This window comes from Aquidulcibacter sp. (assembly GCF_020253525.1).
Taxonomy (GTDB): Bacteria; Pseudomonadota; Alphaproteobacteria; order Caulobacterales; family Aquidulcibacteraceae; genus Aquidulcibacter.
Genome location: NZ_JADCBK010000080.1, coordinates 1 through 26,029, shown reverse-complemented (window position 1 = coordinate 26,029; position 26,029 = coordinate 1). Strand labels below are relative to the sequence as shown.

Sequence of the window (26,029 nt, the reverse complement as noted above, 5' to 3'; positions counted from 1 at the left end):
GTTATGCGCCTGCAGCCAGATGAAGGCATGGAGATGTGGTTGCAGATCAAGGAACCAGGTCCCGGCGGTTTGCGCGTCAAATCCGTGCCGCTCGACTTGTCCTATGAGACGGCGTTCACCTTGCGCTATCCCGATGCCTATGAGCGTCTGTTGATGGATGTCGTGCGCGGGAACTTGTCGCTCTTCATGCGTAAGGATGAAGTGGAATCGGCTTGGGCTTGGGTGGATCAAGTGATTGCGGCGTGGGAAAGTGCGGGCACTCAGCCTGATCCCTATGCCTCTGGCAGCGATGGCCCGCTGCAGGCTGCCTTGTTGATGGATCGTGACGGGCGCAAGTGGCGGGATCTGATATGACCGCCAGCGTGACAACCTTTCCACTTTTGAGCTTTGCAAGCCGCCCAGCAGCCGAGGCGGCGCTGGCCGATGCGCTGGAGGCCGGAGTGCGTGAGGCCCACGCCATGGGGCGACGGGCGCGCATTGCTTTGTCGGGTGGTTCGAGCCCGGAACCTGCCTATCGCGCCTTTGCTGCAAAGGACCTGAACTGGTCGCAGGTCGATGTTGCCTTGGTCGATGATCGTTGGGTTGATGTGGATCAGCCAGGCTCTAATCAAGCGATGATTGAGCGCGCATTTGCTGCGGCAGACGGTGTTACGATTTTTGGCATGAAATTGCCGACCGAAAGCCCCAAACAAGCCGAAGCGGAATTGGATGTGGTGTATCGGGCCCTGCGTCCCTTTGATGCCATTGTGCTTGGCATGGGCCCTGATGCGCATACGGCTTCGTGGTTTCCCGCTTCGCCCGATTTGGTTGCCTGTCTCGATCCGACGGGTTCAGCCACGGTTCTGGGCATTGATGCCAGCCTCGCCCCCGTGGCTGCACCCTATTCAGAGCGCATGACCATGACGTTGCCGGTCGTCAGCGAAGCGCAACAAATTCTGATCTTGCTATTTGGCGCTGACAAAAAGCAAATCCTTCAACAAGCCTTGGATGCCCCTGTCACACACGCGCCCATAAAAGCCGCTATTGAAGCAACTGGCACCCGGTGCGTTGCACTGTGGGCCGACTGATTGAGAGTGATGACCATGACGAAGTCCCTTCATCCCACGATCGAAGCCGTTACAGCCCGCATTGAGGCGCGCTCACAAGCGCGCCGGCAGCGCTATTTGGATTTGATCGACTCCCGCCGCTCGCCAGATCCGGCGCGCGCGCGTCTGGCGGCTGCCAATCAAGCGCATGGCTTTGCGGCCTGCCCGCTTCAAGACAAAGAGATGCTGAAGAATAGCCGTTGGGCCAATATCGGCATCGTCACAGCCTATAATGACATGTTGTCAGCCCATCAGCCGCTGGCCGCCTATCCAGACATTATCAAATCTGCGGCCCGCAAAGCCGGTGCGACGGCGCAAGTGGCCGGTGGCGTGCCTGCCATGTGTGACGGTATCACCCAAGGCTTTGAGGGGATGGAGCTGTCGCTCTTCTCCCGCGATACGATTGCCATGAGTGCGGCGATTGCCCTGTCGCATGACACATTTGATGCCGCGATTTATCTGGGCGTGTGCGACAAGATTGTGCCCGGGCTGTTGATCGGGGCCCTGCGCCACGGTTGGCTACCGTCGATCTTCTGCCCAGCGGGGCCGATGCCATCTGGCCTACCTAATCCTGAGAAGGCCCGCATCCGCCAATTATTTGCCGAAGGCAAAGTTGGCCGGGATGCTTTGCTGGAAGCTGAATCGCAGAGCTATCACAGCCCCGGCACCTGCACCTTTTATGGCACCGCCAATTCAAACCAAATGCTGATGGAGATTATGGGCCTGCATGTGCCGGGCACGGCCTTTATCAATCCCAACACGCCCTTGCGCACGGCGCTGGTAGAAGCCTGTGCCAAACGGGCAAGCCAGATCACCCAATTGGGTGATAGCTATATCCCCATTGGCCATGTGGTTGATGCGCGCAGCATCGTAAACGCCATTATCGGTCTATGCGCCACCGGTGGGTCCACCAACCAAATGATCCATATTCCGGCCATTGCCCAAGCTGCTGGCTTGATCGTCGATTGGGATGATTTCAATGATCTGTCGTCGGTCACCCCGCTTTTGTGCCGGGTCTATCCCAATGGCATTGCTGACGTGAACCATTTCCACGCCGCCGGTGGCATGGGCTTCCTGATCCGCGAATTATTGGATGCTGGCTTGTTGCATCGCGACGTCATGACCGTCGCGGGCCAAGGCCTTGAAGCCTATACCCAAGAACCTTTCTTGACCGACGCAGGGCTTGAGTGGCGAGAAGCCCCCGCAAGCAGTGGGGATACGTCGGTTCTGGCTTCGGTGGCAGAGCCCTTCTCAAAAGATGGCGGGCTTCGCGTCTTAAAGGGCAATCTGGGCCGGGCTTGTGTGAAGGTTTCTGCTGTGAAGCTGGAGCATCGGATCGTTGAGGCCCCGGCGCGGGTCTTTAAGGATCAAGCGAGCCTGCATGTCGCCTTTAAAGCAGGCGAGCTGGACCGCGATGTCGTCGTGGTGGTGCGCGGCCAAGGCCCTGCCGCAACGGGTATGCCAGAGTTGCACAAACTCACCCCGCCCTTGGGCGTCTTGCAAGATCGCGGATTCCGGGTTGCTTTGGTCACCGATGGCCGCATGTCGGGGGCCTCCGGCAAAGTCCTGGCGGCGATCCATGTCAGCCCTGAATCAAAATTGGGCGGCCTGATCGGCAAGATTCGCGACGGCGATTTGGTGCGGGTCGATGCCGAAGCGGGCACTTTGGATGCTTTGGTGCCTGATGAGATTTGGCAAGCACGCGAAATCGACACCAAAGTGGTGGAGGGCGTAACGCGTGGCTTTGGCCGCGAGATGTTCTCGATGTTCCGCGCGCTCGTTAGCCATGCTGAACAAGGCGCGATGCCCTTTGGCGACATGGACCCCGATGAGGCCATCTTAGACCCAGCCCAAGACCAAGATCCGCAACCAGCTGAGGCAGATGCATGAGTTCCCAAGCGATCCTCGTTGGCGATGTGGGGGGCACCAATGTGCGCCTCGCCATTGCCCATATTGATTCCAATCAGCAGGTTGAGCTTTCCCATGTTGAGCGCATGCCAGTTCTATCCTTCCCCAGTCTGGAAGATGCGATTGAAGCTTGGCAGGCCGATGGGCGGGCTTTGCCTTCGACGGCGGTCTTTGCCCTAGCAGGGCCAACGGGAGCAGACGAGGTGCGCTTCACCAATTCATCCTGGGTGGTGTCGGCTTCGGCCACCAAGGCCCGCTTTGGCTTTCATCAAGTGACCTTGGTCAATGATTTTGCCGCCCAAGCCCGCGCGGTGCCGTCCAATAACGAGGATGCCTTTGAAACTCTGATTGAGGGCGAGGCGCAAGCGGGTGCCCCCATCGTTGTTCTTGGTCCAGGTACTGGTCTCGGCATGGCACTTTTGGTGCCTGATGGCAGGGATTGGCGGGTTATTTCCACAGAAGGCGGCCATCAGGCCTATGCGCCAGTCTCACCGCGTGAGCGGCAAATTCTAGAAGTGGTCGCCGAAGATCTGCCCTATGTGAGCTACGAGAATCTTGTTTCTGGCCTGGGTCTTGATCGTCTGTATAAGGCCATTGCCAAGTTGGAAGGGCGGGTCGCGCGTCTCAAGGGCGGCGATGAAATCGGGCCAGCAGCCATTGCAGGCGATGATCCCTCTGCGGTTGAAGCGGTGGAAGTCATGATCCAATCCTTGGCCACCTTTGCCGGTAACGCCATTTTGGCCACTGGTGCGCGTGGTGGTTGTGTGATCGCAGGCGGGGTGTCGGAGGCTTTGGCCCCCTTCATGCGCACATCGGAATTTGTTGCGCGCTTGGTAGAGCGCGGCCCCATCAGCGGGTATCTGGACGGAATTCCGGTTCGGCGCGCCCGTAATGCGTTTGCTGCTTTGGAAGGCGCTGCCTTCTTTGCCCCCAAGCACCCTGTGTAATTTTTCGTCTAGGAGAGGTCGATGACCAGCTTTGCATCCCAATTGAGAGCCGCCCCACTTATTCCGGTCTTGACGATTGCCGACCTCGACAAAGCCGAAGGCCTTGCATTGGCCTTACAGGCCGGGGGCCTCAAGAATCTTGAGGTGACCTTGCGCACGCCAGTGGCGCTTGAAGCCATCGCCTTGATGAAAGCGGCCGCGCCGGACTTGCTGATCGGGGCTGGGACGGTGTTGAGCGAAGGCGATGTTGAAGCCTGCTTTAAGGTCGGGGCCGACTTCATTGTGACACCGGGATCAAGCCCAGGTTTGCGGGCGGCACTTCTCAAAGCCGATGCCAATGTCATGGTCGGCGTCGCAACGGCGACCGAAATCATGAGCCGCTTGGAAGAAGGGTTTGGTGTGTTGAAATTCTTCCCGGCAGAGCAATCAGGCGGTGCGGCTGCCCTTAAAAGTTTTGCCGGGCCTTTGCCCGATGCGCGCTTCTGCCCCACAGGCGGGGTGACACCAGACAAGATCGAAAGTTATCTTTCTTTGCCCAATGTGGTGGCCGTCGGTGGGACTTGGATCGCGACACCCGAGATGATCAATGCGGGCGATTTTGCCACCATTGAAGCCAATGCCCGGATCGCTGCTGGATTTAAAAAGTCATGATCCGTAATCGCCGTACACGGATCGTCGCCACTTTGGGTCCGGCCAGCCGCTCACCCGAAATGACTTTAGCTTTGGCGCAGGCTGGCGTCGATGTCTTCCGCATGAATTTCAGCCACGGCAGCCATGAAGATCATGCTGAGGCCTATAATAATGTTCGCGCAGCCGAGAAGGCGACGGGTAGGCCCATTGGCGTTCTGGCCGATTTGCAAGGCCCTAAGCTCCGCCTCGGGACATTTGCAGAAGGCAAGGTGCACTTGGTGAAGGGTGCGCACTTCCGCCTCGACCGGGATCCAACGCCTGGAGACGTGACGCGCGCCTGTATGCCCCATCCAGAAATCTTTGCGGCGCTTAAATCCGGCGATGACCTTTTGATTGATGACGGTCGGGTTCGCCTGCGGGTGCTGGAGCATGGTGAGGATTGGGCGCATACGGAGGTCATCCAACCAGGTCCCGTATCGGACCGGAAAGGCGTCAATGTGCCAACGGCGGTTCTGCCCATTTCGGCCATGACCGAAAAGGACCGCAAGGATTTGATGTTTGCCTTAAGCCTTGGCGTGGATTGGGTTGCGCTGTCCTTTGTGCAGCGTCCTGCAGACATGGCAGAGCTTCGTAAGCTGGTGAATGGCAAGGCGGCTTGCTTGGCTAAGATTGAAAAGCCTGCGGCTTTGGAGAGTTTGGCAGAGATTTTGGATTATTGCGACGGGGTGATGGTCGCGCGCGGTGATTTGGGCGTGGAATTGGCCCCAGAAGACGTGCCGGTTGCCCAGAAGCTGATCCTGCGCATGGCGCGTGAACGCGGTGTGCCAACAATTGTTGCCACCCAGATGTTGGAGAGCATGATCTCGGCCGCCGCACCCACCCGCGCGGAAGCCAGCGATGTCGCCAATGCGGTTTATGAGGGCACAGACGCCTTGATGTTGTCGGCCGAAACAGCAGCCGGACAGTTCCCGATGGAGGCTGTTGCGGTGATGAGCCGGATTGCAGAACGGGTCGAATCCGACCCGCGTTGGCCGGGCCTGATGGATGCAGAGCACGCCAATCCAGAAAGCGCTGTACCTGATGCAGTCTCTGCAGCAGCTAGAACGGCGGCCAATGCCTCAAAAGCGGCTTGTCTGGTGGCCTTTACCGCAACCGGCACCACAGCCCTGCGCGTGGCCCGTGAGCGGCCCCTGCAGCCTGTCTTGGTCTTGACGCCTAGTATCCGCACCGCGCGCAAGCTTGCCTTGGTATGGGGGCTAGAGGCCCGCGTCACCAAAGACCCGAAAGACGTGGAAGATATGGCCAGTGTGGCCTCGGCCATGTCATCGAAAGTTGGAACAGCCAAGTCTGGGGATCGGATTGTGATCGTGGCAGGTCTGCCCTTTGGCACCAAGGGCGGGACAAATCTGATGCGGATTGCGCGGGCGACCTAGGGGTTCAGCATGACGCCAGAGCTTCTAACCCTTTCCGCCTACGGTTTTGACCTGTCGATTGCGCCTTTGGCAGGGGGCGGCATTGCGCGGTTGGACTGGCAGGGCAGGCCCATTTTACGTCCGGCTTTGCCCGGTGCCGTGGAGGCGCGCGACCCGCTGGGCTTAGCGTCTTTCCCAATGACGCCCTACGCCAGCCGCATTGTCGATGGCAAGTTTAGTTGGGGCGATGTGTCTACCCATATTCCGCCCAATATGGCCGGAGGGGCCCATCCGTTACACGGCATCGGCTGGCGGACGCCATGGTCGATTGCCTCCCAGGATGAAACCTCAATCGAAATCATCTTGGTCCATGCAGGGGATACAAATTGGCCGTGGGCGTTTGAAAGCTCCCAACGCTTTACGCTGAAGCAGGATCATGTCGAAATTGCGCTTTCGGTTAAAAATCGCGATCCCCGTCCTTTCCCGTCTTCTTTAGGACCGCACCCTTATTTTCTATCTGAAGACGCCGAGATTCAGTTTGATGCCGCCCAGCTTTGGGAGATTAGCGGCGAAGCTTTGCCCAGCCATTTGGCCCGCCCGCCAGTGGTTGATAACCTAGCCGCAGGTGTTACCGCAACCCGTCTTGATCTGGATCATTGCTTTGAAGGCTGGAATGGCCGTGCACGGATTAAATGGCAAGACCATGGAGTGGAGATAGGGGCCTTGGTTCTGGTGGGTGATACCCCGTGCCCTTGTACGCGTTTACAGCTCTATACCCCACCCAATGCCGGCTTTTTCTGTTTAGAGCCCGTCACGGCGCGCGGCGTATCCTTCACCGCCGCCGACCCTTATGAATTGGGGGTGGTTGAGTTGGTGGATCAAAGTCTGACCATCATCACGACCCTGACGCCCTTTGCCGTCAGCTAGGGCTTAGCGGTTGAGTTCAACCAGCTCGTACCAGGTTTGCATATAGCCGCCCACGCCACCTTGAACGAAAATGGCGTCGCTGTCGTCTGTGATCCAGACGTCATAGACAGGGTGTTCGCCCGCCATGCCGCTTGACCCGTCGTCGAGGAATTGGAAGTGGCGGGTCTGAAACGTTCCGGCTTTGACGGTGATTTCTTCCTTGCCCAGATAAAGCCCGTCGATGCGGACCGGTGCCAGGAAAGGCGGTGTTGCGCCGCGATGATCGGGGGAGGGCAGATACATGTTGAACGTATGCCGCTTCTTCGCTTCCCAATCATGCAGGCTTAGGAAATAGCCGTCGGCGACAATGGGGTGGGTGCCAAAGCCATCTATCGGCGCTTTGAGGTCAACGCGTTGCGATACCCGGCCAATCGTCGGCCCATAGCTTTCGCATTCAATGAAGTCCGCGCCAAAGCGAAACCAGCCAGTGCCCATAAATTTGTCGCCAACTGTCAGGCGAACGTGGCAATCCATCGGACGCCGATTGGCGTCGATTGAATAAATGATGTCGCGCATCACGCTGGGGTCGGGTTCTGCAATAAAGCAATGGGCGCGCAACGTGGTCTGGCCATCGCCATGATGGGTGAAGCGAAACGCCTCTTCGCCGCGCGCCTGATCCAGCATATGCGGCTTCTTGGAGGTATAGGCGATTTTGCCAGTGATCGTGCGGTGTGCCATCCCATGCTCCTCTGTCTTTGGCCAAAGACTATAGGAAGCGGTGTCAGAACCAAAGCGGCAATTACCTTAACCCAGCCGATTAGGGCTGAATTTCCTGTCCGTCCCACGCAAATATACGCCCTGTTTGCGCGGGGGTCAGTTCACGGACCACAGACAAAAGCGCTGTTGCTGATGTGTCCGGCTCAAAAATCTCATTCTTGGTATAGCGCTGTAAGAAGGGTTCCGACATCGCGCTGCGCACTGTTCCGGGATGTAAGCCAACGCAAATGACGTGCGGGCGACGTGCTGCAAGTTCGATTGCTGCCGTACGGATGAATTGGTTTAGCGCCGCTTTAGAGGCCCGGTAGCTGTACCAACCCCCGGCTTTATTATCACTGATCGAACCAACGCGGGCGGAAAGTGATGCGATGACGGCGCGGCGATCCCGTGCCAATAAGGGCGAGAAATGCTTCATCACTAAGGCGGGGCCAATCGTATTGATCCGGAACAAACGGGCCATGGTCTCTGGATTGAGTTCTTTCAAGCCCTTTTCAGGGCGGATCGTCTCACCCTCATGCAAAATCCCAATCGTATTGATGATTAGGTCAAACCCGCCTTCGATCTGGCAGGCCGCTGCAGCCTCGATCAGGCTGGACTCGCTCTCAAGATCGATCTGTATGGCCACAACGCGCGGGTCGGCGCTTTGATAGGGTGTGCGACTTAAGGCAAACACCTTTTCTGTCGCGGAAGATTGTAGCAGTATGCGGATGATCGCGCCGCCAATCGCACCGCTTGCGCCCAGAATGATGATGTTTTGAAATGCAGCTTGTGTCATGGGGAGTGATACGCAGCGCGCACAAACTTGGACTGCGCGTTAGGCAGTGCGGCCCAGTAAAGCGGTAACCTGATCGGGCGTTGGCATAGAGGTTTGTGCACCAGCTGTTAGCGTGGCGACAGCACCGGCTGCGCAGGCATAGGCGAGGGCTTGGGCGACCGAGCCTTGCGACAAGAAGGCGACCATAAAGGCCCCTACAAAAGTATCACCCGCCCCCGTGGTGTCGATGGGTGTCACGGCGGGGGAGGCGCTGCGCCCAATCTCTTTGCCATTTTGGATAGCCACAGCCCCCGCCGCCCCTAACGTCTGGATGATCAGCGCTTTTGAGCTATGGAGTTGATCGCCATAGAAGGCGGCCTCGGTTTCATTCACGACCAAAATGTCGGCCCGATCAAGAATGGTTTGCGGCAACGGCTGCGCTGGCGCGAGATTGATGCACAGAAGTCCTTTTACCCGGTCAGCTACATAGGCAATGGTCTCCACCGGAAGTTCAAGCTGGCACAGGGTGGCATCAAACTCACCCGAGAGGTCGGACAAAGTCGCGGGCGAAACCCGCCCATTTGCACCGGGGGCTACAACAATCTGATTTTCGCCCGCCTCGTCCACCGCGATCAGTGCGACGCCGGTTGCCACATCCTCTAGGGCCGTCACCCCATGCAAATCGACGTCATGGGCTTGCAGCAAGGCTAAGGCCTGCCCACGGGCAGCATCCTTGCCAACGCAGCCAAACATGGAAACCTGCGCGCCCAGCTTGCGAGCCGCCAAAGCTTGGTTTGCACCTTTGCCGCCCGGATAATGGGCCAAAACACCGCCGCTGACGGTTTCACCAGGCCGCGGCAGGGCGTGGACGCGCGCCACAATGTCGAGATTGATCGAGCCGATAACGCGAATGCGGGGCGGGCTTTTCATGCCAAATACCTCAACAGCAAGGACAAGACCGCCTGCGGATCAGCCTTAGAGACCCATTTGGCATTAAAGGTGCCCGCCACAGCTTGACGAAACTCAACAGCCGTATGGCCGCGCGTCAGTGTGCTTTGGGTCTCCACCTCGATACGGCATGGGCGCAACTGAAAGGCTTCGGGCGCAAGGAGATAAGCAATCACGCAGGGGTCGTGGAGGGGCGCGCCCGTGGCGGGTTGATCAGGCTCTGATGTGTCCATCAGATTGGCTGGCAGCGCATTGGAGAAGGCCAGCATGTCAGCCGCGAGGCTTGCGATTGGAGTCTTTAGCGCCCGAATTGCCTCTACCCACGCCTGTGTGCCCCGCACCTGATGGGTGGCATCTAGGCCAAAAACAACCAGCTCACACCCGCTCTTGAACACAAGGTCGGCCGCCTCTGGATCGGCAAAGATGTTGTATTCGGCCGAAGCAGTAATATTGCCACCTTCACGTCTTGCCCCGCCCATAAGGACGATTTGGCGCAGGCGGCGGGCCGTCGCGGGTGCTGCTTGAACAAGCTTGGCAATATTCGTCATCGGCCCGGTCACCGCCAGAGAGACCGTATTTGGCGGTGCGGCTTCAATCGTCTGTATCAGGAAGCTAATGGCATCCGAAGAAGCAGCCCCAACGCGCGGCTGACTGGCCGGGAAGTGGCCAAGACCTTCTGGCCCATGGAAATCATCGGCTAGGATGGGGTCGCGGATGAGTGGCTTCGCAAGGCCTGCATGCACGGGCACATCCTCACGGCCCGCAACTTGTCTTATCAAGCAAGCATTGCGCGTGGTGTTGGTGAGGGCCACATTGCCAGCCGTCGTTGTGACGCCCAAAAGGTTCAGACGGTCGCGCGCGCCAAAGGCCAGCGCCAGCGCGACCGCATCATCCACACCCGGATCACAGTCGAGAATAAGCGGGATAAGGCTCATACGGTGCGCGCGGCCTTATCCTTGTCATTGCTGGCCTTGATCATGGCGCGTACGGCCTCCCATTGGGCATCATCCCAAGCCCGCAGGCCCGAGAAATTGCCGCCTGTGGCCTGATAGGCCGCCCCATCAATCGCAATGGTCTGCCCATTCACATAATCAGCGCCCTTGGCCATCAGGAATACGGCCAAGTTTGCAAGCTCTGTCATTTCTCCCACGCGGCCCATCGGATTGGCCGAGCGCTCGGCGCTTTCCATACTCGAACCGGGCGATAGACGCTCTGTCATGCCCTTCGTAGGGAAGGGGCCAGGTGCGATATTGTTGAAGCGAATACCATAGCGGCCCCACTCCACAGCCAGCGATTCTGCCATCGCACGAATGCCGGATTTCGACATGGCCGAGGGGACGGTAAAGGCCGATCCATTCCATACCCATGTGGTCAAAATATTGATGACATTGCCCTTCTTGCCCTCGGCAATCCAGCGCTTGCCAATATCCAGCGTCATGTAAAACGTGCCGCGGAAAACGATATTGGCGATGGCGTCAAAGGCGCGTGGCGAAAGATCTTCGGTTTTGGAGATGAAGTTGCCCGCCGCATTATTGACAAGGCCCGTCAGCGCGCCGCCATCGGCCCAGATCAGGTCAATGGTTTCGCGGATCGCTTCGGCATTGCGAATATCGCACGGCAAAGCCACGACTTTGCCGCCATGACGGCCCATCAGTTCATCGCGCGTTTCTTCCAACACCGCACCGCGGCGGCCTAAGATATAGACCGTCGCGCCAAGGGCCAGAAAGGCTTCAGCCATTTCCTTGCCAAGGCCCGTGCCGCCGCCCGTGACCAGAATACGCTCACCCGACATTAAGCCGGTACGAAACATGAGTTTCTCAACATCCATTGGCGCTGCACTCCCCGATTTTGACTATGGTTGGGGAGAGCATATTGCATTTATCGGCCTTGGGAAGGCGCGCGCATGCTGGGCACAGCAAAAGATGCTGTGAAGTCGACGCTTCACCCCATGAGGAAGGAGAGCGGCTCGTGCAGACGGGCCCGCCATGAGGCTTCATTATGGTCCGCACCTTCATACACGCGGCTCTCAAAGTCTTTGCCTTGTTGCCAACCGCGTGCCTTGAACACTTGGTCCATGGCAATTTGATACGGCTGATAGAAGCTGTCGAGATTGATCGTACCATGATCCATCCAGATCTTATTCTGACCTGGCTTGGGCAGTTTGCGCTTGAGATAGGTAGAAAAGGCCTGAATCATCGCCGGCGTTTCGAGGTCGGGCTTGGTATAGCTTTCAGCCGCACTTAAGAGTGTCCAATGGGTGGAAAGACAGCCCGCGCCGCCAAATATCTGCGGATATTCGCAAATGCCATAAAGTGAGATCAGCCCGCCCATGCTGGATCCCATAATGAAGGTGGAATCCCTGCCGGGCTTGGTGCGGTAATCGCGATCAATCATCGGCTTGAGTTCGTCAACCATGAAGCGCAAATAGCCGTCGCTTAAGGCTGGGCCCTCATGCTCGCGAATTGTCCGTGCACGAAGCTTTTCGTCCATGGCGGCTTCGACCCCGGCGGGGGAGAAGTCCTGACGGCGGGTCGGGGTGTTCCAGATCCCAACTACAATCGCATCGCTTCCCGGTACAGCACGCTGGCGGGCTTCCATCGCTTGATCCACCCGCCAAGATTGCCCGCCATAGGCATGGCTGGCCCCGAAAATATTCTGACCATCATGCATATAGAGAACGGGGTAGCGGCGCTTGGACTTGCCATAATCTGCCGGGAGCCAAACGCTGATGTTGCGCGCGGCGGTATAGCGGCTGGGCATTGCCTCATAGCGAATAATCATGGCCTCACTGGCTTCTGAAGATTGGGGGATCAATGTTGAGGCCATAAGCCCACCTGTGGCGGCGATCAGTGTACGACGATCCATGGTTTCTTCCTTCAGTCTGTCTGGCGAACCCAGATTTGTAGCGTTTGGGCGGGGCTCTCAAGGGTCAAGGCTTGACCGCCGACGAGTCTGGCATCCTTGCCACGCACGCCTTTGATATGGTCAATCTTTTGACCATCGGCGATTTTTTGCCAACGCCCTTCGGGTAGAGTCACGGAAGTAAAGGTGGCGGCAGTATTGCCAATATTGGTCAAGACCAGAACCTTTTGATCCACCACATAGCCTAAGAGGTTGGCATTTTCGGGCGTGATCCATTGGATATAGTCAGCGGATGGGGCTTTGCCGGTGCGGAAAACGCGACCCATTTCACTATTGCGGAAGGCAATCAGCCCGCGCCACCATTGGTTCATGGCCACAAAATCATGAGGCGCGCCGGTTTTCTTGGATCGATCAAGATCAGACCACACAAACTCATTGGGTGTACGGACATTATAGGTGTCTTGCCGGCCCTTGAAATAAATCGGGCCGGTTGCCGTATATCGAATAATCTCCTCGGTACCGACCATGCCCTTCGAGCGCAGCATTTCCGATCCGCCATGCAGCACGATAGGCCCAAGGCTTGTCAGCAACAGGCCTGCGGCAACCCGGTAGGGGGCTTCCTCGACGCCTTCTAAGCCATTCCAATCCTTGACAGCAAAGCGGTCTGCCAAGGTCCAATTGTCATGGATGTCGGCATAATTGATGCCGCGATTGGTCGATTGGGCTTCTTCTTTCCAGCCATTGGCGATGGCCAGCATGGCTTGGCTGCGTTGGCTGGCATTCCCGCCAGCATAGCCGCGGTCTGTTGCCTTATCCTGCAAGCGGAAGGGTGAGCCGACAAGTGCATTGCGCGTATCATCTTGGAAGAAGGTGATGGGGGCATCTTCCTTATACCAATCCCAATCCGGGTTCGCGCGCACGATGGGGTCGCTCACGTCAATCCAAGGCTCGCCATAGATGATGATATCGTCTCCAACCGCTTTGCGCAGCGCAATCAGGGTTTGCTCATCAATTTGACCGGCCAAATCGATCCGGAACCCGTCAATACCAAACTCATCGATCAAATGCTTGGCCTGATCAATCAGCCAGCGCTGGGTCATGGGTCGATCTTCTGTTTTCACCTCATTGCCAAAGGGGCCGATGTGCTGACCGGAATCGCTGGTGCGATAATAATAGTCGCGGTCCAGTACGTTGAAATTGAACAGCATATTGCGGCCATCCATATTTTCGCCTGTGTGATTGGGAACAATGTCGACAATCACCGCGATGCCGCGATCATGAAAGGCCTGTACGAGGTCACGGAATTGCTCGCGCTCGGCACCAAAATCCGTGCCCTTCTTCCGATAGGTATTTTCAATGGCAAAAGCATGGGTAGTCCGATAGCCCCACTCATAGCTGAGTTCGGCAACGCCTAAGCGCTGCATTTCTGGATCCTTGCCAAAGGCGGCCTGCCATTCGGGCTTTGGATAGTGCAGGAATTCTTGCATGGGCAGAAGATGGACAACATTCACACCCAAGTCGACGATATGATCAAAGCCAATCTTTTGGCCGGTCTTGCTGCGCAGGCCCGGCATGGTGAAAGCGGGAATTGTGCCCTTGAGTTCGTCTGAAACGGGCAATTGCCGGGTGAAGTCTTCGATATGGACTTCATAGGCTACCACATCTTCCATTTTCGGACGGCCATTGGCGAGGGGGCGGGCAGGGGTTGTCCTCGGCATCACCCGGCTTTTGCCATAGGATTCCGCATTGGCGCGCGCATAGGGATCTGAAATGTGCACCGGATGCGTCTCGTAGAAATAGCGGCCGGGCCCGGGTTTTCCGTGTACGGTGAAATCATAGAAACTGCCTGCCAGATTGCCCTCTAAAGTGGCCTCCCAGACACCGGAATCATCGCGCGTCATTTCGACAACGCGCTTGGCCTCTTCGGGTTTTGCCTCGGCGCGATCATAAATAAACAGGCGGACTTTTTCGGCGCGTGGCGAGAAGACGGCAAAATGGGTGGTTTGACCATCTGATGCGATATTGGCTCCTAAGGGCTTGGGCGAATAAAGGGTGCGGAACCACGCATCGGGCCGCACGCGCGCGCTGAGCCCTTCGGTCTTCAAGTGGAGCCGGTAAGAGGCGCGCATATCGATTGGCTTGGCAGGAACCAGCAAGGCCGTATCCAAATCATTGGGCAAGATCGAAGCAATCGGCACCTCTTGATTGGCCTCGTCAACCAAGCGCCAGTCGGCTGGATTAAAGCTGCGCTCCGCCCCATTGAGATGGAGCCAAATGGCGGATGGGCCTGCGAGTTCAGCTCTCAGGCTGGCCTTTTGGGCGTCTTGGCCCAGAGCCGGCGCACCGACACTTGCCAAAAGGCAGCCCAAACCGATCCAGAGACTTTTGGGGTGAGACTGGCCGAACATGCAAGCAATCCTTCTTGGGCTAAAAGTGACTTTAAGGCAGATAGTAGGTTTAGGCAGCGGCAGCCCGGCAATGGCGGGCGATGAAGTCCTCATGGCTGGGCATATGGTCGACGGCCTTGGCGATGATGGTAGAAACATTGGCTAAGAAGCCATCGAGATCTTCATCGGATAGATCGCGGGCTAAGGCATGGTAGCTTTCAGGGCGAATGCCTTGGCCCAACAACACTTGCAGCCAGCTTGGCTCAGCAAACAAATCATTGGGTCGCCGCTCAATCCGCCCGGTCTTGCGGAAAAGCTCGATCTTATGGCTCAGGCTGTCGGGGATCGGCATGGTCTGGCAATGCTGCCAGAAGGGGGAATCAGTGCGCGCATTGGCGTGGTAATGCAGGATCAAGAAGTCGCGGATCAGCGCATATTCCTCAATAGCCTGTTGGTTATATTCATCGCTCAAAACTGGATCGCACGCCTTGGTCGGGAAGAGGGTGATCAGGCGGCTGACGGCTGATTGGATCAGATGGATCGATGTGGATTCCAACGGCTCCATAAAGCCGCTTGCAAGGCCCACGGCGATACAATTCTTATTCCACAATTTCTTGCGCCGTCCGGTGACGAATTTAAGGGGGCGGGGATCGGCGAGGGGCTTGCCATCGAGATTGGACATCAAGACCCGTTCGGCCTCGTCATCACTGGTAAAGGCGCTGCAATAGACGTGGCCATTGCCAATGCGGTGCTGAAGCGGAATGCGCCATTGCCAGCCGGCATGGCGGGCGGTTGCGCGTGTATAGGGTGTCAACGGCTGTACAGACTCACACGGTACAGCCAGGGCGCGATCACAGGGCAGGAAGTTTGACCAATTCTCATAGCCCGTCTGCAACGCCCCCTCGATCAAAAGACCGCGAAAGCCAGAGCAATCGATAAAAAGGTCGCCCGAAACGATTTCGCCATTTTCCAGCGTTACCGATTGGATGAAACCCGACAGGCTATCAAGTTCGACCGAGCGCACTTTGCCTTCGGTCCGCACCACACCGTGATGCTCTGCATAGCCGCGCAAATAGCGAGCATAGAGGCCGGCATCAAATTGGAATGCCCAAGTTGGGCCGGGCAGGGGGGAGGCACCCAAACGCTCCAAGCGATCAAATCGATTGGCATAAGCGGCTTTGGTGGCGGCTGAATAATCCCACAGCGAGGTTTCTTTCCCAGCCAGATTCTGCCGCATCCAATAATGATGGAATGGCACAAAACCCAGATTGCGGCCAATGCCACCAAACGCATGCATATAGCGCTCGCCCTGACGGTGCCAATTGACGAACTCAATACCCAGTTTGAACGTGCCATTGGTCTTGGCGACGAAATCATTCTCATCAATGCCCAGGATGGCGTTGAAGATGTTGATCTGCGGGATGGTGGCTTCACCCACGCCGACGGTGCCAATCTCTTCGCTCTCAATCAGACGGATACCCACACGCGGGCCCAAGACTTTTGACAGGGCACTGGCCGTCATCCAGCCTGCGGTACCGCCGCCAACAATCACAATCTTCTCAATCGCCTGGGTTTCCAAACTTAGGTCTCCTCGCCTGTTGAGTACGTGCCTGACATAGGCCGCGGGCAGGGGCAAATCACAACATAGAAAACCCCCGCCAGGCCAAGCCGACGGGGGTTATCGTGTTACCGATCTCTCAAGATCAGAACTTGTAGTTCACACCGACCAAGAAGGTGCGACCATATTCTTGGTAGTCCTTCACCAAGCGCTCGTCATCATTGATGAGGGTGGTGAACGGCTCGTCCGTGATGTTGTTCACTTGGAACAAGATCGACAAATTGTTCAGAGGACCAGATTGGAAGGTGTAGCCAATCTGACCATCCAGAACCGATTCAGCTTGGATGCTGCGGGTTTCCAAGTTGGCACCAAAGGCCACGACCGAACCGGTGAAGTCCGAACGATAGCGGTTGCTCAGGCGGGCTTGGAAGCCATAACGCTCATAATAGACCGAGGTGTTGAAGATCTGCTCAGACAGACCGGGCACTTTGGTAGCAGGCTGGCCAGCGATTGGCTTGATGCTGCTGTCATTATAAGTCGCGCTGAAGTTGGCACCAAAGCCTTCAAGAGCTGGTACGAACTGGTCGAATGGGAACGAGGCGGTGAATTCCAGACCGCGGATGAAGCCACCCTTCACATTGCCTGGCGAGCTTGCAATACCAATGTTGGTTGGGCTTGCAGGTGCGCCGGTTGGCACGATCAGGCCCGTTGCGTCGAATGGACGCTCAACGCTGTCGACGATCCAGGATTCCAGGTTCTTGTAGAAGCCTGCCACGGCGAAGTAGGCACGGCGACCAAAGTACTTTTCATAGCTGACGTCGAGGGCCTGGGCCAAGATTGGCTGCAGCAATGGGTTGCCCGAGTTTTGGAACCAACGTGTACCGCGGTTTGGAACGATCGAGCTGTCATAGCTGTAGCTGAAGGCCGCATTCATCTGGTCCATACGAGGACGCGACAAGGTGCGGGCCAAAGCAACGCGGATCTTGGCATCGTTCTCGAGGTTAAAGGACAAGTTCATGCTGGGCAGAACATAGGTATAGTCTGTGCCTTCGGTCTTGGTGACCAAGGTTGCCGTAGAGTTGCTGCGGCCGCGAGCGGTCGAGCTTTGGTCGGTATTGACGACTTGGACGCCGAAATCACCGGTCAGAGGCACGCTGCCAACTTCGGTATCGATGTTGAACTTGGCAAAAGCGGTGATCAGGGTTTCTTCCACCAGCCAGCTCTTGATCGCAACGTCTGCAGCGGTGTTAGCACGCAGCGAGTAGATGCTGCCCAAGAAGCCGCGTGGGTCATAGCTGACCACATTGCCCAAGCCCAACCAGGACAGATTGGTTTGGCCGACACGAGCTGAAGTTGGGATGGCAACGCTGTTGGCACCACCAGCCAAATCCAAGAACCATTCGTTCACGGTCTTTTCTTTGCTGCGGTCTGAATAGCCAATGCCGTAATCTACCGACTTGATGGCCTTGTCGCCGCTGAATTCGTGCTTCGCAGCGATTTTCAAGGTGTTGAGTTCGTCAACCGTACCTGGTGACTTGTAATAGCCGGCTTGGCCCCAACCACCGGGGTCGGTCAAGCTGATGGTGTTATAGTCGCCATAATTGATGCTTGGCTTGAACACCAAACGGCCAGCTTCTGCTGTCGCGAAAGCCAAATTGTCGGTTGCGCCAGCCGAACCACGACCCGTACCCGAATAGGATTCGATGTCGGTGTCGGTGCGGTCACCCTTTGACCAGCTGAGATCGAACACAATCGTGTCTTTTGGGCTGAACTGCCACTCAACTTTACCGGCCAATGCAGCCAATTCGGCTTCACGAGCGCGGATGTCGTTGCGGATAATGCCCTTCACGCCGTTGAAGATACCGGCAGAAATAATGCCATTGGTGACTTTGGCGGTTGGAGGTGGCTGCAATTGCGCACCCGACCACCACAAGGGAAGCTCGATACCGCGCAGGACTTGCTCGTCATTGAACTTCGAATAATAGCCGTCCACCGAGAGCGACAGGGTTTCAGTTGGCTGGAACTCGATCACGCCCATATAGCCGTCACGGGTGATGTTGCCCGACAAGGCGTATGGCTTCACGCCGCCGATGACAAAGGTGCCTGGTGGGACGTTGAAAGAGTTGGTCCCGACAGTTGGATAGCCCCAAGCCTCATAGCGGTTGGACTGATAGGGCGATTCCATATGGGCATAGCCCAAAGCGATGCCGAGCTTGCCGTCCATGAATTGGTCGATATAGGCGAGCGAAACGCGGTTGCCATTTTCAGAAGTACCGGCGTTCAGAGCGCCAAGATCGTTTTGCTCATAGCGGGCACCCACAGCGAATTGGCGACGGCCAAACTTCAGAGGGCGAATGGTTTGCAGATCAACCGTACCTGCGACACCTTGTGCCAAGAGCGTTGCGGTTGGGGTCTTGTAGACAGCCGCGCCGCCCAACAATTCCGATGGATATTGGTCGAATTCAACACCGCGGTTGTCGCCAACCGAGACTTGCTCGCGGCCGTTCAACAGGGTGGTGGTGTAGTCTGGGCCAAGGCCGCGAACGGACAATTGCGAAGCGCGACCGTCGATCCGTTGTGCAGCCACACCTGGCAGACGTGCCAAGGATTCTGCGATGGAGACGTCTGGCAGCTTGCCAATGTCTTCAGCCGAGACGACTTCGGCGATCACGCCCAAAGTCTTCTTCGCATTGATGGAGTTTTCAATACCACGACGGATACCGACGACGACGATGGTTTCAACGTCTTTGTCAGAAGCTTCAGTGGTGGAAGCAGCTTGCGCATGGGCTGTCCCGCTCATAGCTGCCAACAGGGCAACCGAAGACACTGCACCAGCCAACAAGCGAGCGCGCGACACGCCGAGGCGTGATTGTGTGTGTATATTCATCGCGGTTCCTCCCAAATAAGCTGATCCGACCGCAACGGACCCGCTTGTGATTCCCTTCAGAACACGCCGGTTATCAGCCAATTATCGGGCCGCCCGACGATATTCCGCTCCTAAAACTGACCCAAAAGCCTTGAATCAGCATTCAAATTACGTCCAGCAATCATTTATTTGTGAACGTGTAGGAAAGCTACATGACAAAATCGCAACGAATGTGCAATGGGAAAGTGGCTGTGAATGCAGGTAAATGCGACAAAGTTGATAAACTGGTGCAGCGTTGCAACATCCCAGACTCGTCATCTCGGCTGTTCCGGTTATATCGGATGAGAAGATAAGGTCGGGGGGCATAATGGAAGGTCAAAGCCAAAAGCTTCAACGCTTGGTGATTGTGGGCGGCGGGTCTGCCGGCTGGATGGCGGCATCAGCCATTGCCAATGCTGCGGGGCGCGGATGCACCATTACGTTGATCGAATCCGATGAAATTGGCACTGTCGGCGTGGGTGAGGCAACCATTCCGCCGATCAAAGTCTTTAACCGCACCCTTGGCCTTGATGAAAAGGACTTTGTCGTCCGCACGCAGGGTAGCTTCAAACTGGGCATTGAGTTTGTGAATTGGGGCCGCCAAGGCCACCGTTATTTCCACCCGTTTGGAACTTATGGGGCCGACTTTGATATGGTGCCATTGCACCAATATTATTTGCGCGCCCGCCAGACTGGCAGAAATCCTGGCTCGCTTGATGATTTCACGATGGCTTGGCAGGTCGCGAAACGCGGCCGCTTTGCCCCGCCAACCCAAGACCCGCGCTTAATTCAATCGACCTTCGACTATGCCTATCATTTTGACGCGGGCCTTTATGCCCAATTCCTGCGCTCCTATAGCGAAGCGCGCGGTGTGATCCGGGTTGAGGGCAAAATCGCCAATGTGGGCTTGGGCGGCGAAGATGGGCACATCACCCATGTAAAGCTGGAAGATGGCCGTACTGTCGAAGGCGACTTCTTTATCGATTGCTCGGGTTTCCGCGGCCTATTGATCGAAGGCGCGCTCAAGGCAGGTTATGAGGATTGGAGCCATTGGCTGCCCTGTGATCGGGCCATGGCAGTGCCTTGTGAACATGGCGGAGAATTCACGCCCTATACCCGCTCCACCGCGCGAGAGGCGGGTTGGCAGTGGCGCATCCCGCTACAGCACCGGATTGGCAATGGCTATGTCTATTCCGGCGGCTTTATCTCCGATGATGAGGTGGAGCGGACCTTGCTGGCCAATATCGACGGAAAAGCACTCGCCGATCCACGGCCCTTGCGCTTTACCACCGGCAAGAGAAAGAAAATCTGGCACAAAAACTGTGTCGCGATTGGTCTGGCCGCAGGCTTTATGGAGCCTTTGGAATCCACCAGCCTGCATCTCATTCAAACCGGAATTACCCGTTTCCTCGCCCTTTTCCCCGACAAGACAGTCGATCCAGTCCTAGAGACCGAGTTCAATCGCTTAAGCACCTATGAGTGGGAGCGTATTCGCGACTTTCTCATTCTCCATTATTGCGCGACCGAGCGGGATGACACGGAGTTGTGGCGCTATTGTGCCTCGATGAGCCTGCCCGATACCTTGACCTATAAGATGGCGCATTTCCGCAAATATGGACGCATGGTGTCGGATGGGCCGGAACTCTTCCTCAATCCCAGTTGGCTGGCGGTCTATTTGGGGCAGTTTGTGGAACCAACTGGCTATGATCCGCTGGTGGATACCCGCACCCATGTGGAAGCTGATCGTCATTTAGCGGGTTTAAAGACGCTCATGGCCCAAACGGCCGAGACCTTCCCAACCCATCGCGACTTTATCAATCAAACCTGTCGGGCAAGCTAAGTTTTAGCTGACCATGCGCAGGCGTGGGCCTTCTTCGCTGGCTTTGACGACTTCGGTGCTGGCCTTCGGTTTCCCGAACAGATTGCCTTGCGCATGGGTGATATCGAGCTCGAGGATTTCCACAATGGTGCGCTCGGTCTCAACCCGGTCGGCGATAAGTTCCACGCCATAGCGCGAGAAGAGGGCGGAGACGTCGGCAGGCTCGAACTGGCGGTTAAGGCCGGTTACGGGCACGGCTTTGGCTTCTACCAATTGCTGCACCAATTTATCGCCCGCAATCTTCACATAGCGCACACCCATCCGCTCAAGCTTACGCAGATCGAGGTCGAGCGTTTCGCAGCGATCAATAGAGAAGCGGAAACCCAGATCAAACAGGCGGCCCATATTGCGCTCAGCCGCCATCGGGATTTTCTCAAACGAATCGCGGGTCAGTTCAAAGATGATCGAACCGGCTAAATCCTTATTGTCGCGCAGGAAGGCGATGAATTGCGGGAAGAAGGTCTCGTCCCCCAGACTGGTGGTCGAGATGTTGCAGAACAGGCCGATGCGCCGATCATGTTTCAAAAGGCGGCGGGCAATCTGGACACAGCGCAGGAGCAAGAGATTGTCGATCTCGCCCACCAAGCCCGAAGGCTCAGCAACGCGCAGAAACTCACTGGGCAAAATCACGGCACCCGATGGGTCGCGCAGGCGGGTAAAGCCCTCATAATAGACGGTCTTGCGCTGGGGCAGGGCGACGATGGGCTGCAAGTGCAACTCGATCCGGTTTTCTTCCAAGGCAGAGCGGACGGCGGCCAAGAGACTTTGATCCGACCGCCGTGGCGCAATCTTTTGCCCTTCGACGGCAGAAGCCTCCCGTCGACGTTCGTTTTTTTGCACATAGGTCGTCAAAAGCAAGGCGATCTCACGCACTTCGCGCGCTAAGGCAGCTTCGCGGGCGGCGGCATCCTCGGCCAAGGTGGTCTTGAGGGTTTCAATCTCTTGATGGGTGGCGACATGCATGTCCTTCAAGGATTGGAATTCATTATCGATCCGGGTTTTTTCAGAACGGGCGAGCTTTGCTTCGCGCGGGGTGAAGGCCAAATGAAATAAGCCGCAAGCCACCGCCAAGAGTCCGCCCATACAGACCGAAACCGTGAGGCTGGCTTCTTGGATGTAATAAGCAAATGCCCCCAAGCCGATGGCGGCAACGCAATAGACCAAAAACAGGATAAAATGAGCGGCGGCTAGCACGGGCTTCTCCCGAGGATGTAAGGAATCTTCACACCCAAATCTTGGAAGCTGAACTGGTTAACGTTTGGTTTACCATCGTGAAACCCGCGGGGAATTTCACTCAGATTTGCTGTCGCTCGCAGATTTTTTTGACGCAGTCAGATCGCGCCCAAAGTTTGTAATGGCCGTATCTTGCCCGGCCTCAATCACTTCGCGGCGCATGGCGCGTGCGCGTTCAAACGTTGAGAACAAAGTATCGCCATCGCCCCAGCGAATCGCGCGGCGCAAGGCAGTTAAGTCCTCGGAGAAGCGGCCCAACAGATCCAGCACCGCATCCTTATTCATCAGGAACACATCGCGCCACATCGTGGGGTCAGAGGCTGCGATCCGGGTAAAGTCCCGAAAGCCGCCGGCTGAATATTTGACCACTTCGCTATCGGTCACTGCTTCGACATCTTGGGCGGTCGCGACAACGCAAAAGGCGATCAAATGCGGAAGATGGCTGGTCATGGCCAGAACTTGGTCGTGACGCACGGGGTCCATGCATTCAACCTTCGCCCCCATACCCTCCCAGAAATGGGTCAAGCGTTCCACCGCCTGTTGATAGGCGGGGCGGGGGTCAGCAAGCGGGGTCAAAATGGCCCAGCGGCCTTCAAACAACGTGGCAAAGCCCGCATCGGGGCCTGATTTCTCAACCCCGGCGATTGGGTGGCCGGGAATTAGGAAGCAGGTTTCAGGCAAAACCGGTTGTAACTGCTGGACAATAGCTTCTTTGACAGAGCCAACATCGGTGACGATCGCACCAGCTTTGATGTGCGCCCCAATCTGGGCGCCAATTGCCCCCATGGTTGCAGGCGGGGTGCACAGAATAATTAAGTCTGCCTCTGAAACGGCAGCCTCAACCGTTTCGCTAACCTCACCCAGCCCCAATTCTTGTGCGCGACCTCGGACGAAAGCGTCGCGGTCATAAAGGATAACCCGCTTGGCAAGGGCATTGTCCTTGGCGGCAGCCGCTAAGGACGAGCCGATCAAGCCGACACCAATAATTGCCAAGGTATCAAACGGGCTGGCTTGTTGCGACATCAGGACGCCATGAAGTCTTTAAGTGCGGCCACGGTCAGCCGATTTGGCTCTTCAAGCCCAACTGAAATCCGCAAATAGGCGTTGAGGCCATAGGCGCGCACGGCACGGACAATCACACCGCGCGACCGCAAATAGGCGTCTGCGGCCTCTGACGTCTTTCCTGCTTCGCCGGGAAACTTCACCAGGATGAAATTGCCAACGCTGGGGGTAACCTCCAAGCCAAGGGCGCGAATCTCTTGGGTCAAATAGGTGAGCCAACGGGCATTGAAAGCAACGCTTTGATTGGCGAAGTCTTGGTCCAAGATAGCCGCTTCGGCGGCGGCTAGGCCCGGCGCGCTGATGTTGAATGGGCCACGTACCCGGTTCAGCGCGTCAATCACCACTTGCGGGCCATAGCACCAACCCACGCGCGCGGCAGCCAGCCCATGGATTTTGGAGAAGGTACGCGTCATCAGCACATTGCCTGCTTCCCCCGCCAATTCCAACCCAGAGGAATAGTCATTGGTTTGGACATATTCGCTATAGGCCGCATCGAGGACCAACAATACATGGTCGGGTAAACCGGCATGCAAGCGCTTAATTTCCGAATAGGGCAGATAAGTGCCGGTTGGATTGTTTGGATTGGCCAAAAAGACGATCTTGGTTTTGGGTGTCACACAGGCCAATAAGGCATCGACATCGGCTGTTAGATTGGTTTCGGGCGCAGAAACGCAAATCGCACCGGCCTGTTGAGCGGTCAGGCGATAGACCAAGAAGCCGTGGGCGGACTGCACAATTTCATCGCCTTGATCCAAGAAAGCGCGGCCCAAGAGTTGGAAAATCTCGTCAGAGCCGCTGCCGCACATGATGCGACCCGCATCCAGACCATAGCGGCTGGCAATCGCGGCGCGCAGGCCAGCATGATCGCCATCGGGATACGTCGCTAAATCCTCTGCCGCTGCTTGATAGGCGCGCTTGGCCGCAGGGCTGCAGCCTAACGGGTTTTCGTTGGATGAGAGTTTCCAAGGCTTCTCAATCCCTGGGATGGTGGCTTCACCGCCTTTGTACGGGACGATGTCGAGAATTCCAGGTAGGGGCGCGACTGACATTTCAATGGCCTTTATCAGGTAAAGCGTTGAAGCGTGGGCATGACGTTCTGGCCCGTTTTGGTCAAGGGGGCATTGTGTGCAGTTTTCTGCGCCGCAAGTGTCCCATTTTAAGTCAGCCTTTACATCCTGCGTGTAGAAGGGGCGGTGAACAGACGTGAAAGCAGCGGACCAAAGCCCCTCGTTTTACACGTCATGACCGGGAAAACCCGGCAACAAAGAATTTGGTGGGTAAAATGAGTAAGACCGTCCTAATCGTTGATGACGATCCATCGCAGCGTCGCCTGTTGCAGGGCGCTGTGGAGCGCCAGGGCTTTGCTACACGGACCGCTGAAGACGGCGCGCAAGCCATCGCCCAAGCCATGGATCCAGCTGTTGATGTGGTCCTCTTAGACCTGATCATGCCCGGCGTTTCGGGCATGGAGGCCTTGGCCGCCATTCGGGCCAAGCGCGATGATTTGCCCGTTGTTGTTTTGACAGCCTCTGGCGGCATCGACACGGTTGTGAAGGCGATGCAGGCTGGTGCGACAGACTTCTTCGTGAAGCCCGCTAGCCCAGAGCGCGTGATGGTCTCGATCCGCAATGCGCTGAAAGTCGGCGAATTGTCGGGCGAGGTAAAGCGCCTGAAGAAAAAGGCCGCTGGCACGTTCACCTTTAGCGACATGGTCGCGGGCGCTGCGGCCATGCGGCAAGTTATCCGGTTGGGTCAGCGGGCAGCGACCTCCAACATCCCGGTTCTGATCTTGGGCGAAAGCGGGGTTGGTAAAGAAGTGATCGCACGCGCCATCCATGGCGAGAGCGAGCGTTCGGGACGCCCCATTATTGCGGTGAACTGTGGCGCGATTCCAGAAAATCTCGTCGAAAGCATTTTGTTCGGTCATGAAAAAGGGGCCTTTACCGGTGCCCATGATCGCCACTTGGGTAAGTTCCAAGAGGCCGATGGCGGCACGCTCTTCCTCGACGAAGTGGGTGAGCTGCCACTTGATATTCAGGTTAAGCTGTTGCGCGCGTTACAAGAAAGCGAAGTCGACCCCGTCGGCTCCAAACGGCCTGTGAAGGTCGATGTGCGCATCATCGCCGCTACCAACAAGGACTTGGCGAAGCTGGTTGCCGAAGGCCGCTTCCGCGAAGACCTCTATTACCGCTTGAACGTCTTCCCAATTGATGCCCCGCCGCTGCGCGAGCGGATGGAAGATATTCCAGCCCTGATCAAGCATTTTGTGACCCGCATTAATGCCGAAGAAGGCAAGCGGGTTTTGGGGGCTTCGCCGCAGGCTTTGGCCATGCTGCAAAGCTTTGATTGGCCAGGCAATGTGCGCCAACTGGAGAATACGGTCTTCCGGGCTGTGGTCTTGTGCGATGGCGACTTCTTGCAGCCAGAAGACTTCCCCCATGTACAGGCGGCCTTGCCGCAATTTGTCTCTGAGGTCCCGGTATCAGCTCCTGTCGCAGAGGCTTCACCTGCGGCGGTTCCAGCGTCTGCCACCATCGAATTGCCAGCTATGCCAGCCAATAGCGACCTTTTGGCTGCGGCGATTGAAGCTGGAAATGGCATCGCCATTTTTGACCCAGCTGGCCATTTGCGCACTTTAGAGCAAATTGAACGCGACCTTATTGAATACGCCATCGACCTCTATGCGGGCCATATGACTGAAGTTGCCCGGCGCTTAGGCATTGGTCGTTCGACGCTTTATCGCAAGCTCAAAGAATATGACTTGGAAGAGCATATG

Annotated in this window: 20 protein-coding genes and 1 pseudogene; 9 read left to right on the top strand and 12 right to left on the bottom strand. The window is 56.8% G+C overall.

The genetic code is table 11. The annotated features are described in order from the left end of the window. From IOB61_RS10440 to IOB61_RS10410, 7 genes and pseudogenes are all read left to right on the top strand, one after another. Positions 1-354: pseudogene (locus IOB61_RS10440) on the top strand (glucose-6-phosphate dehydrogenase); the annotation flags it as partial. Further along, positions 351-1,067, top strand: coding sequence for a 6-phosphogluconolactonase (gene pgl, locus IOB61_RS10435; RefSeq protein ID WP_290816104.1), 717 nt, complete (start codon positions 351-353; stop codon positions 1,065-1,067). The pseudogene IOB61_RS10440 and the gene pgl, both read left to right, overlap by 4 nt. A 15-nt stretch (positions 1,068-1,082) precedes the next feature. Next, positions 1,083-2,975, top strand: coding sequence for a phosphogluconate dehydratase (edd, locus tag IOB61_RS10430; RefSeq protein ID WP_290816102.1), 1,893 nt, complete (start codon positions 1,083-1,085; stop codon positions 2,973-2,975). Continuing rightward, complete coding sequence (locus IOB61_RS10425; protein ID WP_290816099.1) at positions 2,972-3,940, top strand: glucokinase; 969 nt, start codon at positions 2,972-2,974, stop codon at positions 3,938-3,940. The genes edd and IOB61_RS10425 overlap by 4 nt, the downstream gene beginning before the upstream one ends. Positions 3,941-3,961: 21 nt before the next feature. Beyond that, the gene (eda, locus tag IOB61_RS10420) at positions 3,962-4,591 is read left to right on the top strand and encodes a bifunctional 4-hydroxy-2-oxoglutarate aldolase/2-dehydro-3-deoxy-phosphogluconate aldolase (protein ID WP_290816096.1); all 630 of its coding nucleotides are present in this window, start codon (positions 3,962-3,964) and stop codon (positions 4,589-4,591) included. Beyond that, the gene (pyk, locus tag IOB61_RS10415) at positions 4,588-6,003 is read left to right on the top strand and encodes a pyruvate kinase (RefSeq protein ID WP_290816094.1); all 1,416 of its coding nucleotides are present in this window, start codon (positions 4,588-4,590) and stop codon (positions 6,001-6,003) included. Before eda ends, pyk begins: the two co-directional genes overlap by 4 nt. Before the next feature lie 9 nt (positions 6,004-6,012). Continuing rightward, positions 6,013-6,909: a hypothetical protein gene (locus tag IOB61_RS10410; RefSeq protein WP_290816091.1), complete on the top strand. Its 897-nt coding sequence runs from the start codon at positions 6,013-6,015 to the stop codon at positions 6,907-6,909. Positions 6,910-6,912: 3 nt separating this feature from the next. Here the strand turns inward: IOB61_RS10410 and IOB61_RS10405 are convergent, their stop codons facing one another. The 9 genes from IOB61_RS10405 to IOB61_RS10365 all read right to left on the bottom strand — a co-directional run bounded on the left by IOB61_RS10405 (position 6,913) and on the right by IOB61_RS10365 (position 19,061). After that, positions 6,913-7,626: a hypothetical protein gene (locus IOB61_RS10405; protein WP_290816088.1), complete on the bottom strand. Its 714-nt coding sequence runs from the start codon at positions 7,624-7,626 to the stop codon at positions 6,913-6,915. Positions 7,627-7,705: 79 nt separating this feature from the next. Beyond that, positions 7,706-8,440, bottom strand: coding sequence for an SDR family NAD(P)-dependent oxidoreductase (locus IOB61_RS10400; protein ID WP_290816085.1), 735 nt, complete (start codon positions 8,438-8,440; stop codon positions 7,706-7,708). Positions 8,441-8,479: 39 nt separating this feature from the next. Continuing rightward, complete coding sequence (locus IOB61_RS10395) at positions 8,480-9,349, bottom strand: ribokinase (RefSeq protein WP_290816082.1); 870 nt, start codon at positions 9,347-9,349, stop codon at positions 8,480-8,482. Next, positions 9,346-10,302: a nucleoside hydrolase gene (locus IOB61_RS10390; RefSeq protein ID WP_290816079.1), complete on the bottom strand. Its 957-nt coding sequence runs from the start codon at positions 10,300-10,302 to the stop codon at positions 9,346-9,348. The genes IOB61_RS10395 and IOB61_RS10390 overlap by 4 nt, the downstream gene beginning before the upstream one ends. Beyond that, a complete protein-coding gene (locus IOB61_RS10385) occupies positions 10,299-11,195 on the bottom strand; it encodes an SDR family oxidoreductase (RefSeq protein WP_290816076.1) in 897 nt (298 codons plus the stop codon). The genes IOB61_RS10390 and IOB61_RS10385 overlap by 4 nt, the downstream gene beginning before the upstream one ends. A gap of 113 nt (positions 11,196-11,308) precedes the next feature. Next, positions 11,309-12,232 carry an alpha/beta hydrolase-fold protein gene (locus IOB61_RS10380; RefSeq protein WP_290816073.1) on the bottom strand — a complete coding sequence of 308 codons (924 nt, stop codon included), beginning with the start codon at positions 12,230-12,232 and terminating at the stop codon, positions 11,309-11,311. 11 nt (positions 12,233-12,243) lie between these two features. Beyond that, positions 12,244-14,637: an alpha-amylase family glycosyl hydrolase gene (locus IOB61_RS10375; protein ID WP_290816070.1), complete on the bottom strand. Its 2,394-nt coding sequence runs from the start codon at positions 14,635-14,637 to the stop codon at positions 12,244-12,246. Between the two features lie 49 nt (positions 14,638-14,686). Continuing rightward, complete coding sequence (locus tag IOB61_RS10370; protein WP_290816067.1) at positions 14,687-16,195, bottom strand: tryptophan halogenase family protein; 1,509 nt, start codon at positions 16,193-16,195, stop codon at positions 14,687-14,689. Between the two features lie 124 nt (positions 16,196-16,319). Beyond that, positions 16,320-19,061 (bottom strand): TonB-dependent receptor, encoded by a 2,742-nt coding sequence (locus tag IOB61_RS10365; protein ID WP_290816064.1) that lies wholly within the window; start codon positions 19,059-19,061, stop codon positions 16,320-16,322. Positions 19,062-19,407: 346 nt separating this feature from the next. Here IOB61_RS10365 and IOB61_RS10360 point away from each other — a divergent pair, with 346 nt between their 5' ends. Then, on the top strand, positions 19,408-20,919 hold the full coding sequence (locus tag IOB61_RS10360; RefSeq protein ID WP_290816061.1) for a tryptophan halogenase family protein: 1,512 nt from the start codon (positions 19,408-19,410) through the stop codon (positions 20,917-20,919). Positions 20,920-20,922: 3 nt separating this feature from the next. On the opposite strand, the gene IOB61_RS10355 is transcribed toward IOB61_RS10360, so the two are convergent. The 3 genes from IOB61_RS10355 to hisC form a co-directional block, all read right to left on the bottom strand. Next, a complete protein-coding gene (locus IOB61_RS10355; RefSeq protein ID WP_290816058.1) occupies positions 20,923-22,152 on the bottom strand; it encodes an EAL domain-containing protein in 1,230 nt (409 codons plus the stop codon). A gap of 96 nt (positions 22,153-22,248) precedes the next feature. Next, positions 22,249-23,214 (bottom strand): prephenate/arogenate dehydrogenase family protein, encoded by a 966-nt coding sequence (locus tag IOB61_RS10350; RefSeq protein WP_290816055.1) that lies wholly within the window; start codon positions 23,212-23,214, stop codon positions 22,249-22,251. Beyond that, entirely contained in the window at positions 23,214-24,302 is a 1,089-nt protein-coding gene (hisC, locus tag IOB61_RS10345; protein ID WP_290816052.1) for a histidinol-phosphate transaminase, read from the bottom strand. Before hisC ends, IOB61_RS10350 begins: the two co-directional genes overlap by 1 nt. 233 nt (positions 24,303-24,535) lie before the next feature. On the opposite strand from hisC, the gene IOB61_RS10340 reads away from it, so the two are divergent. Then, positions 24,536-26,029 (top strand): sigma-54 dependent transcriptional regulator (locus IOB61_RS10340; protein WP_290816049.1); only part of this gene is annotated, 1,494 nt, incomplete at its 3' end.

What these genes read in the sequence shown, in the direction of transcription:
- IOB61_RS10425 (WP_290816099.1), top strand. Translation starts at nt 2,972, where the DNA reads ATGAGTTCCCAAGCGATCCTCGTTGGCGATGTGGGGGGCACCAATGTG.
- IOB61_RS10405 (WP_290816088.1), bottom strand. Translation starts at nt 7,626, where the DNA reads ATGGCACACCGCACGATCACTGGCAAAATCGCCTATACCTCCAAGAAG.
- IOB61_RS10400 (WP_290816085.1), bottom strand. Translation starts at nt 8,440, where the DNA reads ATGACACAAGCTGCATTTCAAAACATCATCATTCTGGGCGCAAGCGGT.
- IOB61_RS10385 (WP_290816076.1), bottom strand. Translation starts at nt 11,195, where the DNA reads ATGGATGTTGAGAAACTCATGTTTCGTACCGGCTTAATGTCGGGTGAG.
- IOB61_RS10365 (WP_290816064.1), bottom strand. Translation starts at nt 19,061, where the DNA reads ATGAATATACACACACAATCACGCCTCGGCGTGTCGCGCGCTCGCTTG.
- eda (WP_290816096.1), top strand. Translation starts at nt 3,962, where the DNA reads ATGACCAGCTTTGCATCCCAATTGAGAGCCGCCCCACTTATTCCGGTC.
- IOB61_RS10410 (WP_290816091.1), top strand. Translation starts at nt 6,013, where the DNA reads ATGACGCCAGAGCTTCTAACCCTTTCCGCCTACGGTTTTGACCTGTCG.
- IOB61_RS10380 (WP_290816073.1), bottom strand. Translation starts at nt 12,232, where the DNA reads ATGGATCGTCGTACACTGATCGCCGCCACAGGTGGGCTTATGGCCTCA.
- edd (WP_290816102.1), top strand. Translation starts at nt 1,083, where the DNA reads ATGACGAAGTCCCTTCATCCCACGATCGAAGCCGTTACAGCCCGCATT.
- pyk (WP_290816094.1), top strand. Translation starts at nt 4,588, where the DNA reads ATGATCCGTAATCGCCGTACACGGATCGTCGCCACTTTGGGTCCGGCC.
- IOB61_RS10395 (WP_290816082.1), bottom strand. Translation starts at nt 9,349, where the DNA reads ATGAAAAGCCCGCCCCGCATTCGCGTTATCGGCTCGATCAATCTCGAC.
- IOB61_RS10375 (WP_290816070.1), bottom strand. Translation starts at nt 14,637, where the DNA reads ATGTTCGGCCAGTCTCACCCCAAAAGTCTCTGGATCGGTTTGGGCTGC.
- pgl (WP_290816104.1), top strand. Translation starts at nt 351, where the DNA reads ATGACCGCCAGCGTGACAACCTTTCCACTTTTGAGCTTTGCAAGCCGC.
- IOB61_RS10390 (WP_290816079.1), bottom strand. Translation starts at nt 10,302, where the DNA reads ATGAGCCTTATCCCGCTTATTCTCGACTGTGATCCGGGTGTGGATGAT.
- IOB61_RS10360 (WP_290816061.1), top strand. Translation starts at nt 19,408, where the DNA reads ATGGAAGGTCAAAGCCAAAAGCTTCAACGCTTGGTGATTGTGGGCGGC.
- IOB61_RS10350 (WP_290816055.1), bottom strand. Translation starts at nt 23,214, where the DNA reads ATGTCGCAACAAGCCAGCCCGTTTGATACCTTGGCAATTATTGGTGTC.
- hisC (WP_290816052.1), bottom strand. Translation starts at nt 24,302, where the DNA reads ATGTCAGTCGCGCCCCTACCTGGAATTCTCGACATCGTCCCGTACAAA.